The organism is Vogesella indigofera (assembly GCF_028548395.1).
GTDB lineage: Bacteria > Pseudomonadota > Gammaproteobacteria > Burkholderiales > Chromobacteriaceae > Vogesella > Vogesella indigofera_A.
In genome coordinates, this window is the sequence record NZ_JAQQLA010000011.1 from 11886 (window position 1) to 27799 (window position 15914).

Here is a 15914-nt window from a genome sequence, read left to right on the forward strand (position 1 = left end):
CGGCACCGATGAAACGCGTTTCCCTGATTCAACAGCTCTGGTTTCTGGTCGTGGCGGCGGTGGTGCTGGCGGCGGCGGGCAGCCTGACCGCCAACCTGTTCAACGCCCGCAACTATCTGCAGCAGCAGCTGGCGGCGCAGAGTGCCGATGCGGCCAACTCGCTGGCGCTGTTGATCACCCAGAACCAGGCCGACCCGGCGATGGGCGAGACGCTGATCAACGCCGCCTTCGACCAGGGGCACTTCCGCCGCATTTCCTGGGTCGGCGCCGATGGCAAGCCGCGGGTACAGCGCATCAATGCCTACCAGTCCGGCAGTGCGCCGGCGTGGTTCCGCAACATCTTTACCCTGGCGCCGACGCCGGCGCGGGCGATGGTCAGCAGCGGCTGGATGCAGGCCGGCACCATCGAGGTGGAGAGCGAGGCCGGCTACGCCTACGCCTCATTATGGGAAGGCGCGTTGCAGGTGTCGTTCTGGGTGCTGATCGCCGGGCTGGTGGTGGGTGCCATCGGCTCCTTCGGCGTCAATACTATCCGGAACCAGCTGCTGGGCGTGGTCAATCAGGCCAAGGCGATTACCCAGCGCCGCTTCATCACCATCCCCGAACCGCCGGGCCCGGAAATGGGGCGGCTGGCGCAGGCGATGAATGCGATGGTGACCCGCGTCAAGATGATGTTTGAAGAGGAGGCCGCGCGGCTGGAAGTGTTGCGCCGTCAGGTCAACTTCGACAGCGTCACCGGGCTGGCCAACCGCCAGTTCTTCATGGGCCGTCTCGGCGCCGATCTGCAGGAACGCGAAGACGAGAGCAGCGTGCTGCTGCTGATGCGCATCGAGGCGCTGGCCGACATCAACAGCAAGCTGGGCCGGCCGCTGACCGATGAAATGCTGGGCCAGTTCGGCGCCGTGCTGCGCGACGCGCAGCGTTTCGGTGTCGACAGCCAGGCGGCGCGCCTCAACGGTGCCGATTTTGCGCTGCTGCTGCCGGCGAGCCAGGCCGAGGCCGCCAGCCTGCAGCAGCTGCACGACGAGCTGCACGCGCTGCTGAGCAGCTTTGCCGCGCAGCCGGTCGCCCTGGCGATGGCGGCAACCGACCTGCGCGACGGCGATACCGTGCGCGACATCATGTCGCGACTGGACCAGGCGCTGGCGCAGTCCGAGTTTGCCGCCGGCGTGCGCATCGAGATGGCCGGCAGCAACGTCGACAAGCCGCCGGCGCCGACTGCGGAGGTGTGGGGCGGCATTCTCGATCAGGCGCTGCAGGGCGACGGCTTGCGCCTGGTGCGCTTTGCGGTGCGCAACAGCCAGGGCACGCTGCTGCACGAGGAGGCGCCGCTGCGCTTGCGTCAGGGCGAGGCGTGGCTGCCAGCAGGCCAGTTCATGCCGATGGCGATTCGTACCCGGCGCGTGGCGGGGCTGGATCTGGCGGCGGTGGCGATGGCACTGCGGCAGCTGGCGGCAGAGCCGGACTGTCCCGGTATCGCCGTCAACCTGGCCGCGGAATCGCTGGCCAGCGAGCACTTCCTGCGCCAGCTGGTGGCGCAGATCCGCGAGCACGGCCACAGCGCCGCGCGGCTGTGGCTGGAAATGCCGGAGGCCGGCATCCTGCCGCGCTTCGACGCGTTCCGTGCGTTGTGCCTGGCGCTGGCCGAGCTGCCGTGCAAGCTGGGCATCGAGCACTTTGGCCGCCAGTTCAGCCTGATCGGGCAGCTACACGACCTGGGTATCGACTACCTGAAGGTCGACGGCAGCTTCGTGCAGGACATCCAGCAGCACGCCGGCAACCAGGTGTTCCTGAAGGGCGTGTGCAATATCGCGCACAATATCGGCCTCGGCGTGATCGCCGAAGGGGTGAAGCAGGAGCAGGAGCAGCAGATGCTGTTCGAGCTGGGCTTTGACGGCGTCACCGGCCCGGCGGTCCGCTGACGGCTGACCGTTGCGGCCGCAGCGCTGCGCCTGTCGGCAGGCATGCGGCAAAGTTGGCCGCAACCCTCGCCACGGGCTTTTCACCGGCACCCCATGAAAAACGCCGCCCGATTGGGCGGCGTTGTGCGTTGCCATGGTGCGGCATTGTCGGGTCCGGCTTGCTGGATGCTGGTGATCAGCCTCACCGGCCCGGCGGTCCGCTGACGATCGACCGCCGCGTCAGTCGTGCATCGCCTGTCGCCGGGAACGCAACAAGGTTGGCCGCAATGTCCGCTGCCGGCTTTTCACCTGCACCACATGAAAAACGCCGCCCGATTGGGCGGCGTTGTGCATTGCGTGCGATGGTAGCGGGTCAGCTCTGCTGGATGCCGGCGATCAGCCACTTGGCGCTGTTGCTGTCTGCCTTCACGTAGTGCCACACCTCGCTGAACGGTACCGGCGCGGTGCCGACGCTTTCGCTGACGGTGCCGCTGAAGCGGACGCTGGCGATCATGCGGCCGCCTTCGTTGACGGCTTCGATCACGCTGCAATCCAGCTGAGGGAAGTCGGCCGCTTCGGTGTTGCTGCTGATGTCGTCACGCAGCGCGTTGAACAGCTCCGGTGTCATGTACTTGCGTACTTCTTCCAGGCTCTCCGCCGAGTTCAGGTTCTGCAGGTGCAGGAAGGTGGCCTTGGCCTGGCGCAGAAAGTGCGGGATCTCGGTGCCGTCCGGCAGGCGCTGCAGGCTTGCCGGTGGCGGCGTCAGTCCGCTGCCGCCTTGCGGCTGCATGCCGGAGCCGATCGGCGGAATGGCACCGTTGGGGCCGGCGGCGGCTGGTTCGAAGCGGCTGGCGTGCGGCACCGACATCGGACGTGGTGCCTGCTGGCGCTGACGGGCGGCGCGGTTGCGCAGGAAGGACAGCAGGGCGAGGCCGCCAAGGCCGCCGGCGAGGATGCCCAGCCACGGGAAGTCGCCATCGCCGCCAAAGGCGGAGCTCAGCATGTAGCCGGCAGCGGCGCCAACGGCGCCGGCGGCCAGCATGCCACCGATGCCGGAACCTTTTTGCTGGCCGGCGGCGGCTGGTGCCATCGGCGCGGCAGGCTGGGCCGGTGCGGCGCTAGGCTGCTGGTAGCTTTGTGTCGGGGTCGAGCGCTGCATGCCGGCGCTGCGACCCTTGCCCAGCCGTGCGGCTTCGGCAAGTGGGGCAGCAAGGATGCTGATGAGGGAGAGGGCCAGAATGGCGGTCTTCGCTCGGGATGTCATGGTGTCAATCTCCAATGTAAGCGGCACTTATAAGTTCTTGCGTGTAGCGCCGGACACAATTCGACAAAGGGTCGAAGTGATTAGTTCGGGGCCAGTGGCGTTATTTCAAGCACCGTCACCTGTCCGTCGGCGATGCTGAAGGCGATGTTGCAGCCGGCCAGCCGCACGCCGTAGCGCCGCTGCGGGTCGTCCTGGTAGGCCGGGCGCGGGTCCTGCGCCAGCACTTCCTCGATCAGCTGCGCCAGCCACGCCGGGGCCTGCGGCCAGGCTTGTAGCTGCGCGCGGGCGGTCTCGCTCCAGCGCACCGCCAGCTGCGGCGGTGGGCCGTCGACGAAGCCGCCGCGGGCGTCGGGCTTGGCCTCCACGAACGGGATGTAGGGCTTGATGTCCAGTACCGGCGTGCCGTCGAGCAGGTCGGCGCCGTTCAGCTGCAGCGTGACGCCGTGGCGGGTGTCGATGCCTTTGAGTTCCACCAGCGACAGCCCGAGGCCGTTGGGGCGGTGGGTGGCACGGCTGGCAAACACGCCGACCTTGCTGTTGCCGCCCAGCCGCGGCGGCCGCACCAGCGGCTGCCAACCGCGCGCCAGCGTGTCGTGGAACACGAAGGTCAGCCACACGTGGGAGAAGTCTTCCAGCCCGCGCACGCAGTCGGGCTGGTTGTAGGGTGGCAGCAATTCCAGCGTGACCGGGGCGGACGGGGCCAGCGCCGGCTGGCGCGGGATGCCGAATTTTTCCTGGTACGGCGAGCGGATGATGCCGACGGGGGTGACTGAATATTCCATCCCGCGATTGTAACAGCGCGCCAAAGGTTGGCCGCAAGGCGCAGGGGCGGCCAACCTGGCGTCGTGGCTTAGCCGGCGGCGAAGTGCTTCTGGTGGCGCAGGTCGAGGCGGTTTATCGGCAGCAGCATGAAGAAATCGGCGCAGTTGAAATCCGGGTCCCACGCCGGCTCACCGCACACCCAGGCACCGGCGCGCAGGTAGCCCTTGATCAGCGGCGGCAGCGGTGCCGGCGCGGCGTCGTCCTGTACCCGGTGCAGCGGCAGGGGCAGATGCGGCGTGACGCGCCACTCCGGCGGTGCCAGATGCTTGCCTTCCAGCTGGCGATAGAGGCTGACCGCCTGATGGCCGCCGTCGGCAAGGCTGACGCTGGCGCAGCCGGCCAGGTACTGGCCGCCCTGCTGCCGCACGTAGTCGGCGAGGCCGGCCCACAGCATGGCGATCACCGCGCCGCGGCGGTAATCCTTGTGCACGCAGGAGCGGCCGACCTCGATCACGTGGTCGCGGATGCCGGCCAGCCGCGACAGTTCGAATTCGTGCTCGGAATACAGCTGCGGCAGCTGCCGCGCCCTGTGCGGCGGCAGCATGCGGTAGGTGCCGACCACCTTGCCGCTGGCGTTGTCCTCCACCAGCAGGTGGTCGCAGTGGGCGTCGTAGTCGTCGCGGTCGATGCCTTCGGCGGCGGAGGCCAGTTGCGCGCCCATCTCGGTGGCAAACACCTGGTAGCGCAGCTTCTGCGCACGGCGGATGTCCTTGTCGCTGCGTGCCAGTCGCACGCTCAGACGGGGGGCGGTGCTGACCGCCAGTTGTTCGCTCAATTGCATGCTGCATTCCTGTGCGGGGTCGATGGCTGCATGCTAAACGCCGATTCTGACAGCGCCGTGTCCAGTCCATGAACGGCGGGTGACCGGGCGATGAAACCCTGATGACAGTCAGGGTGATGAAAATCAACGGCTTATCCGCGGTGGCGGATTTCGGTTACAATGTCCGGTTCTTTCCATAGCCGGGCAGGTGCTGCCGCTTGCGGCCAACCTTTAATACGGTGGCGGCACGGCGGCAACGGCTCACGGTCTTATTTAGCAGGCGGGCATTTCATGATTTATCCGACGACCTTTGACGTGATCGTGGTGGGCGGCGGCCATGCCGGTACCGAAGCCGCGCTGGCGGCCGCGCGCATGGGCTGCAGCACCTTGCTGCTGACCCACAATATCGAGACGCTGGGGCAGATGTCGTGCAACCCGTCGATCGGCGGCATCGGCAAGGGTCATCTGGTAAAAGAAGTGGACGCGCTGGGCGGCGCCATGGCGCTGGCCACCGACATCGGCGGCATCCAGTTCCGCACCCTCAACGCCTCCAAGGGGCCGGCGGTGCGCGCCACTCGCGCCCAGGCCGACCGCGTGCTGTACAAGGCGGCCATCCGCGAGATGCTGGAAAACCAGCCCAACCTGACGCTGTTCCAGCAGCCGGTGGACGACCTGCTGATCGAGGGCGACCGTGTCGCCGGCGCCATCACCGCCATCGGCATCACCTTCCGCGGCAAGAGTGTGGTGCTCACCGCCGGCACCTTCCTGTCCGGCAAGATCCACGTCGGGCTGGAAAACTACAGCGGCGGCCGCGCCGGCGACGCTGCGGCGTCGACGCTGGGCGAGCGCCTGCGCGAGCTGAGCCTGCCGGTGGGCCGTCTCAAGACCGGCACCCCGCCGCGCATCGACGGCCGCAGCATCGACTTCAGCGTGATGGAAGCGCAGCCGGGCGACACCCCGGAGCCGGTGTTCTCCTATCGCGGCAGCCGCGCGATGCACCCGAAACAGCTGCCGTGCTGGATCACCCACACCAACGAGCGTACCCACGACATCATCCGCAGCGGTTTTGCGCGCAGCCCGATGTTCACCGGCGTGATCGAAGGCGTCGGCCCGCGCTACTGCCCGTCGATCGAGGACAAGATCAACCGCTTCGCCGACAAGGACAGCCACCAGATCTTCCTGGAGCCGGAAGGCCTGACTACTCACGAATACTATCCGAACGGGATTTCCACCAGCCTGCCGTTCGACATCCAGCTGGCGGCGGTGCGCTCCATTCCCGGACTGGAAAACGCGCACATCCTGCGCCCAGGCTACGCCATCGAGTACGACTACTTCGACCCGCGCGGCCTGAAGTCGACGCTGGAAACCAAGGCCATCCACGGCCTGTTCTTCGCCGGCCAGATCAACGGTACCACCGGCTATGAAGAAGCGGCGGCGCAGGGGCTGCTGGCCGGTCTCAACGCCGGTCTCTTCGCCCGCGAACAGGCCGGCTGGTGCCCGCGCCGCGACGAGGCCTACCTCGGCGTGCTGGTCGACGACCTGTCCACCATGGGCGTGTCCGAGCCGTACCGCATGTTCACCAGTCGCGCCGAGTTCCGCCTGCAGCTGCGCGAGGACAATGCCGACCTGCGCCTGACCGAGCTTGGCCGCAAGCTGGGGCTGGTCGGTGACGCACAGTGGGACGCGTTCTGCCGCAAGCGCGACGCGGTCGAGGCGGAAAAGCAGCGCCTGGCCACGCACTACGTGCACCCGGGCAAGCTGCAGCCGGGCGAGGACGAGGCAATGTTCGGCCAGAAGCTGGCGCGCGAGTACAGCCTGCACGACCTGCTGAAGCGCCCTAACGTCAACTATCGCCAGCTGATGACGCTGTCGCAGGCGGGGGAGGGCGTCGCCGACGAGGTAGTGGCGGAACAGGTCGAGATCCAGGTCAAGTATCAGGGCTACATCGACCGCCAGAACGAGGAGGTGGCCAAGCGCGAGCAACTCGACGACGTCAAGCTGCCGCTGGACATCGACTACGCGCTGGTGAAGGGGTTGTCGAAGGAAGTGTCGCAGAAACTCAACCAGCATCGCCCGGAGACGCTGGGCCAGGCCTCGCGCATCCAGGGCATCACCCCGGCGGCGATCGCGCTGCTGCTGGTGCACCTCAAACGCGGCTTCAGCGACGCCCGTCACGGCGCCTGAACGCCAAATTGCTGCACTGCGCTCCGAAGTGCCGACTTCGGGGCGCATTTGTTTTTGATACCCGTTACAATCGGGCTATTCGTTTCCAATCATTGCCCACTTCATCATGACGCACCACGCAGAACTTACCCAAGGGTTGGCCGCAATCGGCCTGGAGCTGACGCCGGAGCAGATCACTCTGCTGGAGGGCTATCTTGGCCTGTTGGCCAAGTGGAACCAGACCTACAACCTGACCGCCATCCGCGAGGAAGAGCGCATGGTCAGCTACCACCTGCTCGACAGCCTGACGCTGGTGCCGCATCTGGCCGGCGGCACGCGCCTGCTCGACGTCGGCTCCGGTGGCGGCATGCCCGGCATCCCGGCGGCGATCGCACGCCCGGACCTGCAGGTGGTGGTGCTGGACGCCAACCACAAGAAGACCACCTTCCTGCGCCAGGCGGTGATCGAGCTGAAGCTGCCGAACGTGGAAGTGATCACTGACCGCGTCGAGGCCTACCAGCCGGCGCAGAAGTTCGACCGCATCACCAGTCGCGCCTTCTCCGAGCTGGCCGAGTTCGTCAAGCTGTCCAAGCACCTGCTGGCCGACAGCGGCCAGTTCGTGGCGATGAAGGGGGTGTACCCGTACGAGGAAATCGCGCAGCTGCCGGAAGACTTCGCGGTATCCGAAGTGCTGCCGCTCTCCGTGCCTGGCCTCGATGCCGAGCGTCACCTCGTGCGCGTCGTCGCCAAATGACGGCACGCATCATCGCGGTCGCCAACCAGAAAGGCGGCGTCGGCAAAACCACCACCGTGGTCAACCTGGCTGCCAGCCTGGCCGAGCAGGGCCGACGGGTGCTGATCGTTGATCTCGACCCGCAGGGCAATGCCACGATGGGCAGCGGCATCGACAAGAGCGCGCTGTCGCGCTCGGTCTACCACGTGCTGCTGGCCGAGCACGAGGTGGTCGAGGTGGTGCAGCCGGCGAAGCAGGGCGGTTACGATGTGCTGCCGGCCAACCGCGACCTGTCGGCGGCCGAGGTCGAGCTGATGCAGGAGCTGGCGCGCGAAGCACGGCTGAAGAACGCGCTGGAGCAGGTGGCGGCCAACTACGACTACATCCTGATCGACAGCCCGCCGTCGCTGAACCTGCTGACGTTGAACGGGCTGGTGGCAGCGCAGGGCGTGCTGATCCCGATGGTGTGCGAATACTACGCGCTGGAAGGGCTGACCGACCTGGTCAACACCCTGCGCAAGGTGCGATTGGCGGTCAATCCGAAAATCGAGATCATGGGCCTGCTGCGCACTATGTTTGATGCCCGTAGCAACCTGTCGCAACAGGTGTCGGAACAGCTGGCGCGCCACTTCGGCGACAAGGTGTTCGATACCGTCATCCCGCGCAACATCCGCCTGGCGGAGGCGCCCAGTCACGGCCTGCCGGCACTGATCTACGATCGCAATGCCCGTGGCGCCCAGGCGTACATCGCCCTCGCGGCGGAGCTGACTGCCCGTCTCGAACCGCAAACAACCACAGCAGAACAATAAAGATGGCCAAACTCAAAGGACTGGGCCGCGGTCTTGACGCGCTGCTCTCCACCGTCGAATCCGTTGACGACCGCCTGACCGCATTGGCGATTGAGCGCATCCGTCCCGGTAAGTACCAGCCGCGCAGCCAGATCGACGACGCCGCACTGGAAGAGCTGACGGCCTCGATCCGCGCCCAGGGCGTGATCCAGCCGGTGGTGGTGCGCGAGGTCGGCCTCGGCGACTACGAGCTGATCGCCGGCGAGCGCCGCTGGCGTGCCAGCCGCAAGGCCGGTCTGGCCGAGATTCCGGCGGTGATCCGCTGTGTTTCCGACGAGGCGGCGCTGGCGATGGGGCTGATCGAGAATATCCAGCGCCAGGAGCTGGACCCGATCGAGGAAGCGCGTGGCCTGAAGCGGCTGATCGACGAGTTTGCCCTCACCCACGAGGCGGCCGCCGAGGCGGTCGGCCGTTCGCGCAGCGCGGTCAGCAACCTGCTGCGGCTACTGGCGCTACCGGAGCCGGTGCAGCAGATGCTGCACGATGGTCGTCTGGAAATGGGGCATGCCCGGGCATTGCTGCCGCTGCCGGTGCTGGAACAGATCAGCCTGGCGCATCAGATTGCCGCCGACGGCCTCACCGTGCGCGAGGTAGAACAAAAAGCGCAACAGCAGGACGGCAAGGTTGGCCGCAAACCGGCCGCGCCGGTACGGCAGGATGCCGACGTGCGCCGGCTGGCGGAAACGCTGTCCGAACAGCTGGGCATGAGCGTCAGTTTGCGCAATGCGGCGCGCGGCAACGGCAAGCTGATCATCGAATATGCAAATCTGGATGAACTTGACCGGCTGCTGGAAAAACTGCAAGCAAAATCAAAGTTGTGAGCCGGGTTTTGGCCATAAACAGCGGAACGAAGCAAAGTTGACGCTTTCGTCACGTCAAGCCTATAATCGTCCGATTTTTTACGATTCAGACATGATTAATCCAGACGCCAAACGCGTAGTCCGCATTCAGCTCAGATTGACGCTGCTTGCCATGCTGGTTGGCTTGGTGGTTGCCGAAGCGCCGCTGAACGCCGCCATGTCTGTCTTGTTGGGTGGCTTGTGTGCCATCATCCCGGCGCTGGTGTATATCCGCATCGCCGGTACGCTGCAGCGTGGCGATCCGGCGGCCATCATGCGCAGCCATTACCGCGCTGCCGCGGCAAAATTTATACTGACACTGCTCCTATTTGGTGGTGTGCTTTTGTTTTTCAAGGATTTATCGGTGCCGGGATTGTTTGGTGGCTTCATCGCCGCCACTTCCGCGTACTGGTTCGGGCTTCTGATCAAAAATTGAGACCAAAGCAATGGCAAGCAACGCAACTGAATATATCCAGCATCACCTGACGTTCTGGAAGTCATCGCACGAAGGCGGCTTTTGGACCCTGCACCTCGATACCTTCTCGGTATCGCTGATCCTCGGCTTCATTTTCCTGGCCGTGTTTGCCTCCGTGGCACGCAACGCCAAGATGGAAAACCCGGGTCGCTTGCAGATGTTCGTCGAAACCATCGTCGAGATGGTCGACACTCAGGTAAAAGAGATTTTCCATGCCAAGAGCAAAGTCATCGCCCCGCTGGCGCTGACCATCTTCTGCTGGATTTTCCTGATGAACACCATGGACTTGCTGCCGGTTGACCTGCTGCCGATGGTGGCGCAGTGGATCGGTCACACCTTCTTCGGTGCCGACCCGGCTCACGTTTACCTGCGCGTAGTACCGTCCGCCGACGTGAACGCCACTTTCGCGATGTCGCTGTCGGTGATGCTGTGCATCATCGGTTTCTCCATCGCCGCCAAGGGTCTGGGTGGCTGGACCAAGGAACTGTTCACCGCCCCGTTCCATGCCGAAGGTCTGGTGATGACCATCATCCTGGCACCGGTCAACTTCGCGTTCCAGCTGGTTGAACTGGCCGCCAAGCCGATCTCTCTCGCACTTCGTTTGTTCGGTAACATGTACTCCGGCGAACTGATCTTCATCCTGATTGCACTGCTGCCAGTTGCGTTCCAGTGGATTCTGGGCGCGCCATGGGCGATCTTCCACATCCTGGTGATCACCCTGCAGGCCTTCGTGTTCATGATGCTGACCATCGTGTATCTCAGCCTCGCGGTCGAGAAACACTGATTTAACGATTTTCTTAGTACCTTTTTTCAAACCATCCTTGCACTTAGTCTTTAGGAGATTTAAATGGAAGCTCTCGTTTCTCAGATCCAGTCGATGACCGCTCTGGCCGCAGCCCTGATCATTGGTCTTGGCGCGATTGGTACTGCCCTGGGTTTTGCCATCCTCGGCGGTAAGTTTCTGGAATCGTCCGCTCGTCAACCTGAGCTGATCCCTGTTCTGCAAACCAAACTGTTCATTATCGCCGGTCTGCTTGACGCGATCTCCATGATCGGTGTGGGTGTTGCCATGCTGTACACCTTCAACAACCCATTCCTGACTGCAGCGATCGCTGCTGTTAAAGCTGGCGCTTAATTTTTAACGCAAGCGGTTGTTGTCGTAACCCCACTGGAGGAAAACAAGCGTGGAATTCAATGCAACACTACTAGGCCAGGCGATCACGTTCGCTATCCTGGTATGGTTCACCATGAAGTTTGTTTGGCCTCCGCTTACCAACATGATGGACGAGCGTGCCAAGCGTATTGCTGATGGCTTGGCCGCTGCAGAGCGTGGCAAACAGGATCTGGAAGCAGCCGAAAAGCGCGTTGCTGACGAACTTCGTCAGGCAAAACAACAAGCTACCGAGCTGATTCTGGCCGCTGAAAAGCGTGCCAACCAGATCGTGGATGAAGCCAAGGACGCAGCTCGCACCGAAGGTGCAAAGCTGGTGGCGGACGCGAAGGCCCAAATCGATCAGGAAGTTTTGCGTGCCAAGGAGTCGCTGCGTGAGCAGGTTGCCTCCCTGGCCGTGAGCGGCGCGGAAAAAATCCTGCGCAAAGAGATCGATGCAGCCAAGCACGCTGATCTGTTAGCTTCCATCAAAGCGGAGTTTTAAACAACTCATGGCAGAACTTATTACCGTAGCAAGGCCCTATGCCGAAGCGGTATACAGCCTGGCCGCCGAGCAGCAGTCGCAGGCCAAATGGTCTGAAGCGCTCGCGTGGCTGGCTGCCATGGTGACAAACCCGGACGTGGCCCAGGTGGTCACCAACCCGAAACATACCGCGCAAGAGGTTGAGGCGCTGTTGTTGGACGTGTTGGGTGAACGTGGTAGTGACGACATCAAGAAGTTTGTTGTCACCCTCATCGAAAACCGCCGTCTGACATTGTTACCGGAAATTGCTGGCCAGTTTGAACAGCTCCGAGCCAAGTCCGAGGGAGTCGTCGACGCAGTCGTCGAATCGGCTTTCCCGCTGACCGAAGCTCAGCAAACCGATCTGATCGCCGCGCTTACCAAGAAGTATGGCAAGACCGTACGAATTGAAGTGCGCGAAGCTGCCGAGCTTATCGGCGGCGTACGCATTTTGATCGGTGATGACGTGATTGATGCGTCTGTGAGCGGCAAACTGCACGCAATGGCGGCAAGCCTCAAGAATTAGGAGAGATCATGCAGTTGAACCCCTCTGAAATCAGTGACCTGATCAAGGCGAAGATTCAGAACCTGTCCGAAGGTGTAGAGACGCGTACCAAAGGTACCGTGATCTCCGTGACCGACGGTATCGTTCGTATCCACGGCCTGACAGACGTGATGCAGGGTGAAATGCTCGAGTTCTCGGGCAACACCTTTGGCCTGGCCATGAACCTGGAGCGTGACTCCGTTGGTGCCGTGATCCTGGGCGAGTACGAGCACATCTCCGAAGGTCAGGAAGTTAAGTGTACCGGTCGCATTCTGGAAGTGCCGGTAGGTCCTGAGCTGGTTGGCCGCGTGGTAAACGCGCTGGGTCAGCCGATCGATGGTAAAGGTCCGATCAACGCGACCAAATCCTCCCCGATCGAAAAGATTGCTCCGGGCGTGATTGCCCGTCAGTCCGTTTCGCAGCCTATGCAAACCGGCCTGAAGTCGATCGACGCCATGGTGCCGGTTGGCCGTGGTCAGCGTGAGCTGATCATTGGCGACCGTCAGACAGGCAAAACTGCTGTCGCACTGGACGCGATTGTTAACCAGAAAGGCACCGGCGTTGTCTGCATCTACGTAGCCGTAGGTCAGAAAGCATCGTCGATCGCCAACGTGGTTCGCAAACTGGAAGAGCACGGCGCACTGGCCCACACCATCGTGGTTGCCGCGACCGCTTCCGAAGCTGCTGCGCTGCAGTTCATTGCCCCGTACTCCGGTTGCGCAATGGGCGAATACTTCCGCGACATCGGTGAAGATGCGCTGATCGTATACGATGACCTGTCGAAACAGGCTGTTGCCTACCGTCAGATCTCGCTGCTGCTGCGTCGTCCACCGGGCCGTGAAGCCTACCCTGGCGACGTATTCTACCTGCACTCCCGTCTGCTGGAACGCGCTTCCCGCATCAACGAGGACGAGGTAGAGAAGCTGACTGGTGGCGCCGTCAAAGGCAAAACCGGCTCGCTGACCGCGCTGCCGATCATCGAAACCCAGGCTGGTGACGTTTCCGCCTTCGTTCCGACCAACGTGATTTCGATTACCGACGGTCAGATCTTCCTGGAAACCGACCTGTTCAACGCCGGTATCCGTCCTGCGATCAACGCCGGTATCTCGGTGTCGCGCGTGGGTGGTGCAGCTCAGACCAAAGTCATCAAGAAACTGGGCGGTGGTATTCGTCTGGCTCTGGCCCAGTATCGCGAACTGGCTGCGTTCTCGCAGTTTGCTTCCGACCTGGACGAAGCAACCCGCAAGCAGCTGCAGCACGGTGAGGTGGTTACCGAACTGATGAAGCAGAAGCAGTTCTCGACCCTGTCTACCGCCGAAATGGCGCTGACACTGTGGTCGGTGAACAAGGGTTACTACGAAGATGTGCCGGTGAAGAGCGCGTTGGCTTTCGAAGCCGCCTTCCTGGCCTATGTTCGCGCCAACCATGCTGACGTACTGGCTGCAACGGATGCGAGCGGTGACCTGTCTGCCGACAACGAAAAAGTACTGGCCTCGGCGATCGCGTCGTTCAAGGCTGGCTACAGTTTCTAAACTGAGTCTTTCGGACAACCTCGAGTTAAAGAAAGGTTCGGGATATGGCAGTCGGTAAAGAGATTCTCACCAAGATCCGAAGCGTGCAGAACACGCAGAAGATCACCCGCGCTATGCAAATGGTGTCAACCTCCAAGATGCGCAAAACGCAAGAGCGTATGCGCGCTGCCCGTCCTTACGCCGAGAAGGTGCGCTCCGTTATGGCGCACCTGGCTTCGGCCAACACGGATCTGGAGCACCCACTGCTTGCACGTCGTGACGTTATCAAGCGTGCTGGTATTCTGTTGATCACTTCGGACAAAGGCCTTTGCGGTGGCTTAAACGCCAATACCCTGAAGCGCTTTTATGCCAAAGTCAGCGAACTGCAAGCGCAAGATGTCGCAGTTGACGTCTGCGCCATCGGCCAGAAAGGCCTTGCAGCATGCCAGCGTGCCAAACTGAACGTTGTGGCAAGTGCGGTTCAGCTGGGCGATGTGCCCAAGCTGGAAAAATTGATCGGCCCGCTTACAGTACTGCTGAAACAGTATGCTGAAGGCGAACTGGATGCGGTTTATATCGTGTATTCCCGTTTCATCAACACGATGAAGCAGGAGCCAGCCCTGGAACAACTGTTGCCGTTGACCGACGAGCATATGGTATCGGAGCACACCCATTCGTGGGACTACCTCTACGAGCCGAATGCCACTGACGTGATGGAGTTCCTGGTGAAGCGTTATCTGGAGTCCGTGGTGTACCAGTCTGTGGCGGAAAACATTGCTTCCGAGCAAGCCGCCCGTATGGTCGCCATGAAGGCTGCAACCGATAACGCGGGTAATGCGATCAAGCAACTGCGTCTTGTGTATAACAAGTCGCGTCAGGCAGCAATTACCAAAGAGCTGTCCGAGATCGTGTCTGGTGCCGCTGCGGTATAACCGTCGCAGGACTGTAAAAGTTTATTGAGTTAGGAACCGATAATGAGCCAAGGCAAAATCGTACAAATCATTGGCCCGGTGGTTGACGTGGAATTCCCACGCGACGCCATGCCAAAGATTTATGATGCCCTGAAGCTGGTTGACGCAGATCTGACGCTTGAAGTCCAGCAGCAGCTGGGTGACGGCGTAGTGCGTACCATCGCGATGGGTAGCTCTGACGGCCTGAAGCGTGGCATGGCGATCACCAATACCGGCGCACCGATTTCGGTACCGGTTGGCGCTGCCACCCTCGGTCGTATCATGGATGTACTGGGCAATCCGGTTGACGAAGCAGGTCCGGTGGCTAGCGAATCCGTTCGCGCCATTCACCAGACTGCGCCGAAGTTCGACGAACTGTCCTCCGCTACTGAACTGCTGGAAACTGGCATCAAGGTTATTGACCTGCTGTGCCCGTTTGCCAAAGGCGGTAAGGTGGGTCTGTTCGGTGGTGCCGGTGTCGGCAAGACCGTTAACATGATGGAACTGATCAACAACATTGCCAAGGCACACTCGGGTCTGTCCGTGTTTGCCGGCGTTGGTGAGCGCACTCGTGAAGGTAACGACTTCTACCACGAGATGAAAGACTCCAACGTTCTGGATAAAGTGGCAATGGTGTACGGCCAGATGAACGAGCCGCCAGGCAACCGTCTGCGTGTAGCGCTGACCGGTCTGACCATGGCCGAGCATTTCCGCGACGAGAAGGACGAAAACGGCAAGGGCCGCGACGTGCTGTTCTTCGTGGACAACATCTACCGTTACACACTGGCCGGTACCGAAGTATCCGCACTGCTGGGCCGTATGCCTTCCGCAGTGGGTTACCAGCCGACCCTGGCCGAAGAAATGGGCCGTCTGCAAGAACGTATTACCTCGACCAAGGATGGTTCCATTACCTCCATCCAGGCCGTTTACGTTCCAGCCGATGACTTGACCGACCCGTCTCCTGCCACAACGTTTGCCCACCTGGACGCAACCGTGGTGCTGTCGCGTGACATCGCATCCCTTGGTATCTACCCTGCGGTAGACCCACTGGATTCGACTTCCCGTCAGCTGGATCCGCTGGTTGTTGGCGACGAGCACTACAGCGTTGCTCGCGGCGTGCAGACTACCCTGCAGAAGTACAAGGAACTGCGTGACATTATCGCGATTCTGGGTATGGACGAACTGTCTGAAGAAGACAAGCTCACCGTATACCGTGCGCGTAAGATCCAGCGTTTCCTGTCCCAGCCGTTCCACGTGGCAGAAGTGTTTACCGGCTCGCCGGGCAAATACGTTCCGCTGAAGGAAACGATCAAGGGCTTCAAGGCAATTATCAGCGGCGAGTACGACCATCTGCCGGAACAGGCGTTCTACATGGTCGGCTCCATCGACGAAGCTGTCGAGAAAGCCAAGACCCTTTAATCAAGGAGAGGG

The 15914-nt window shown here is 62.2% G+C and carries 16 protein-coding genes; 13 read left to right on the forward strand and 3 right to left on the reverse strand.

Features of this window, described 5'->3' with window-relative positions:
- The first annotated feature begins 8 nt into the window (after positions 1–8).
- Positions 9–1922, forward strand: a complete 1914-nt coding sequence (locus PQU89_RS15410) for a bifunctional diguanylate cyclase/phosphodiesterase (protein WP_272766589.1) — start codon at positions 9–11, stop codon at positions 1920–1922.
- Positions 1923–2274: 352 nt separating this feature from the next.
- Here PQU89_RS15410 and PQU89_RS15415 read toward each other — a convergent pair whose 3' ends face one another.
- The 3 genes from PQU89_RS15415 to PQU89_RS15425 form a co-directional block, all read right to left on the reverse strand.
- Entirely contained in the window at positions 2275–3165 is an 891-nt protein-coding gene (locus tag PQU89_RS15415) for a Tim44 domain-containing protein (RefSeq protein WP_272766590.1), read from the reverse strand.
- 80 nt (positions 3166–3245) lie between these two features.
- Positions 3246–3947: a tRNA (N6-threonylcarbamoyladenosine(37)-N6)-methyltransferase TrmO gene (gene tsaA / locus PQU89_RS15420; protein ID WP_272766591.1), complete on the reverse strand. Its 702-nt coding sequence runs from the start codon at positions 3945–3947 to the stop codon at positions 3246–3248.
- A gap of 68 nt (positions 3948–4015) precedes the next feature.
- The gene (locus PQU89_RS15425) at positions 4016–4768 is read right to left on the reverse strand and encodes a GNAT family N-acetyltransferase (RefSeq protein ID WP_272766592.1); all 753 of its coding nucleotides are present in this window, start codon (positions 4766–4768) and stop codon (positions 4016–4018) included.
- 270 nt (positions 4769–5038) lie between these two features.
- Here PQU89_RS15425 and mnmG point away from each other — a divergent pair, with 270 nt between their 5' ends.
- From mnmG to atpD, 12 genes are all read left to right on the forward strand, one after another.
- Positions 5039–6931, forward strand: a complete 1893-nt coding sequence (gene mnmG / locus PQU89_RS15430; protein ID WP_272766593.1) for a tRNA uridine-5-carboxymethylaminomethyl(34) synthesis enzyme MnmG — start codon at positions 5039–5041, stop codon at positions 6929–6931.
- A 106-nt stretch (positions 6932–7037) separates the two neighbouring features.
- Positions 7038–7664 carry a 16S rRNA (guanine(527)-N(7))-methyltransferase RsmG gene (rsmG, locus tag PQU89_RS15435; RefSeq protein WP_272766594.1) on the forward strand — a complete coding sequence of 209 codons (627 nt, stop codon included), beginning with the start codon at positions 7038–7040 and terminating at the stop codon, positions 7662–7664.
- Positions 7661–8452 carry a ParA family protein gene (locus PQU89_RS15440; protein ID WP_272766595.1) on the forward strand — a complete coding sequence of 264 codons (792 nt, stop codon included), beginning with the start codon at positions 7661–7663 and terminating at the stop codon, positions 8450–8452. Before rsmG ends, PQU89_RS15440 begins: the two co-directional genes overlap by 4 nt.
- Positions 8453–8454: 2 nt before the next feature.
- Complete coding sequence (locus PQU89_RS15445) at positions 8455–9312, forward strand: ParB/RepB/Spo0J family partition protein (RefSeq protein ID WP_272766596.1); 858 nt, start codon at positions 8455–8457, stop codon at positions 9310–9312.
- On the forward strand, positions 9263–9766 hold the full coding sequence (locus PQU89_RS15450; protein WP_272766597.1) for an ATP synthase subunit I: 504 nt from the start codon (positions 9263–9265) through the stop codon (positions 9764–9766). The genes PQU89_RS15445 and PQU89_RS15450 overlap by 50 nt, the downstream gene beginning before the upstream one ends.
- 10 nt (positions 9767–9776) lie before the next feature.
- Entirely contained in the window at positions 9777–10589 is an 813-nt protein-coding gene (gene atpB, locus PQU89_RS15455) for a F0F1 ATP synthase subunit A (RefSeq protein WP_047968195.1), read from the forward strand.
- A gap of 63 nt (positions 10590–10652) precedes the next feature.
- On the forward strand, positions 10653–10940 hold the full coding sequence (gene atpE, locus PQU89_RS15460; protein WP_047968194.1) for a F0F1 ATP synthase subunit C: 288 nt from the start codon (positions 10653–10655) through the stop codon (positions 10938–10940).
- 49 nt (positions 10941–10989) lie between these two features.
- Positions 10990–11460, forward strand: a complete 471-nt coding sequence (locus tag PQU89_RS15465; RefSeq protein ID WP_047968193.1) for a F0F1 ATP synthase subunit B — start codon at positions 10990–10992, stop codon at positions 11458–11460.
- 7 nt (positions 11461–11467) lie between these two features.
- Positions 11468–12004, forward strand: coding sequence for a F0F1 ATP synthase subunit delta (locus tag PQU89_RS15470; RefSeq protein ID WP_189375384.1), 537 nt, complete (start codon positions 11468–11470; stop codon positions 12002–12004).
- 8 nt (positions 12005–12012) lie between these two features.
- Positions 12013–13554 (forward strand): F0F1 ATP synthase subunit alpha, encoded by a 1542-nt coding sequence (gene atpA / locus PQU89_RS15475; protein ID WP_272766599.1) that lies wholly within the window; start codon positions 12013–12015, stop codon positions 13552–13554.
- A gap of 44 nt (positions 13555–13598) precedes the next feature.
- Positions 13599–14465 carry a F0F1 ATP synthase subunit gamma gene (gene atpG, locus PQU89_RS15480; protein ID WP_047968190.1) on the forward strand — a complete coding sequence of 289 codons (867 nt, stop codon included), beginning with the start codon at positions 13599–13601 and terminating at the stop codon, positions 14463–14465.
- Positions 14466–14507: 42 nt separating this feature from the next.
- Entirely contained in the window at positions 14508–15902 is a 1395-nt protein-coding gene (atpD, locus tag PQU89_RS15485; protein WP_047968189.1) for a F0F1 ATP synthase subunit beta, read from the forward strand.
- The last annotated feature ends 12 nt before the right edge of the window (positions 15903–15914 follow it).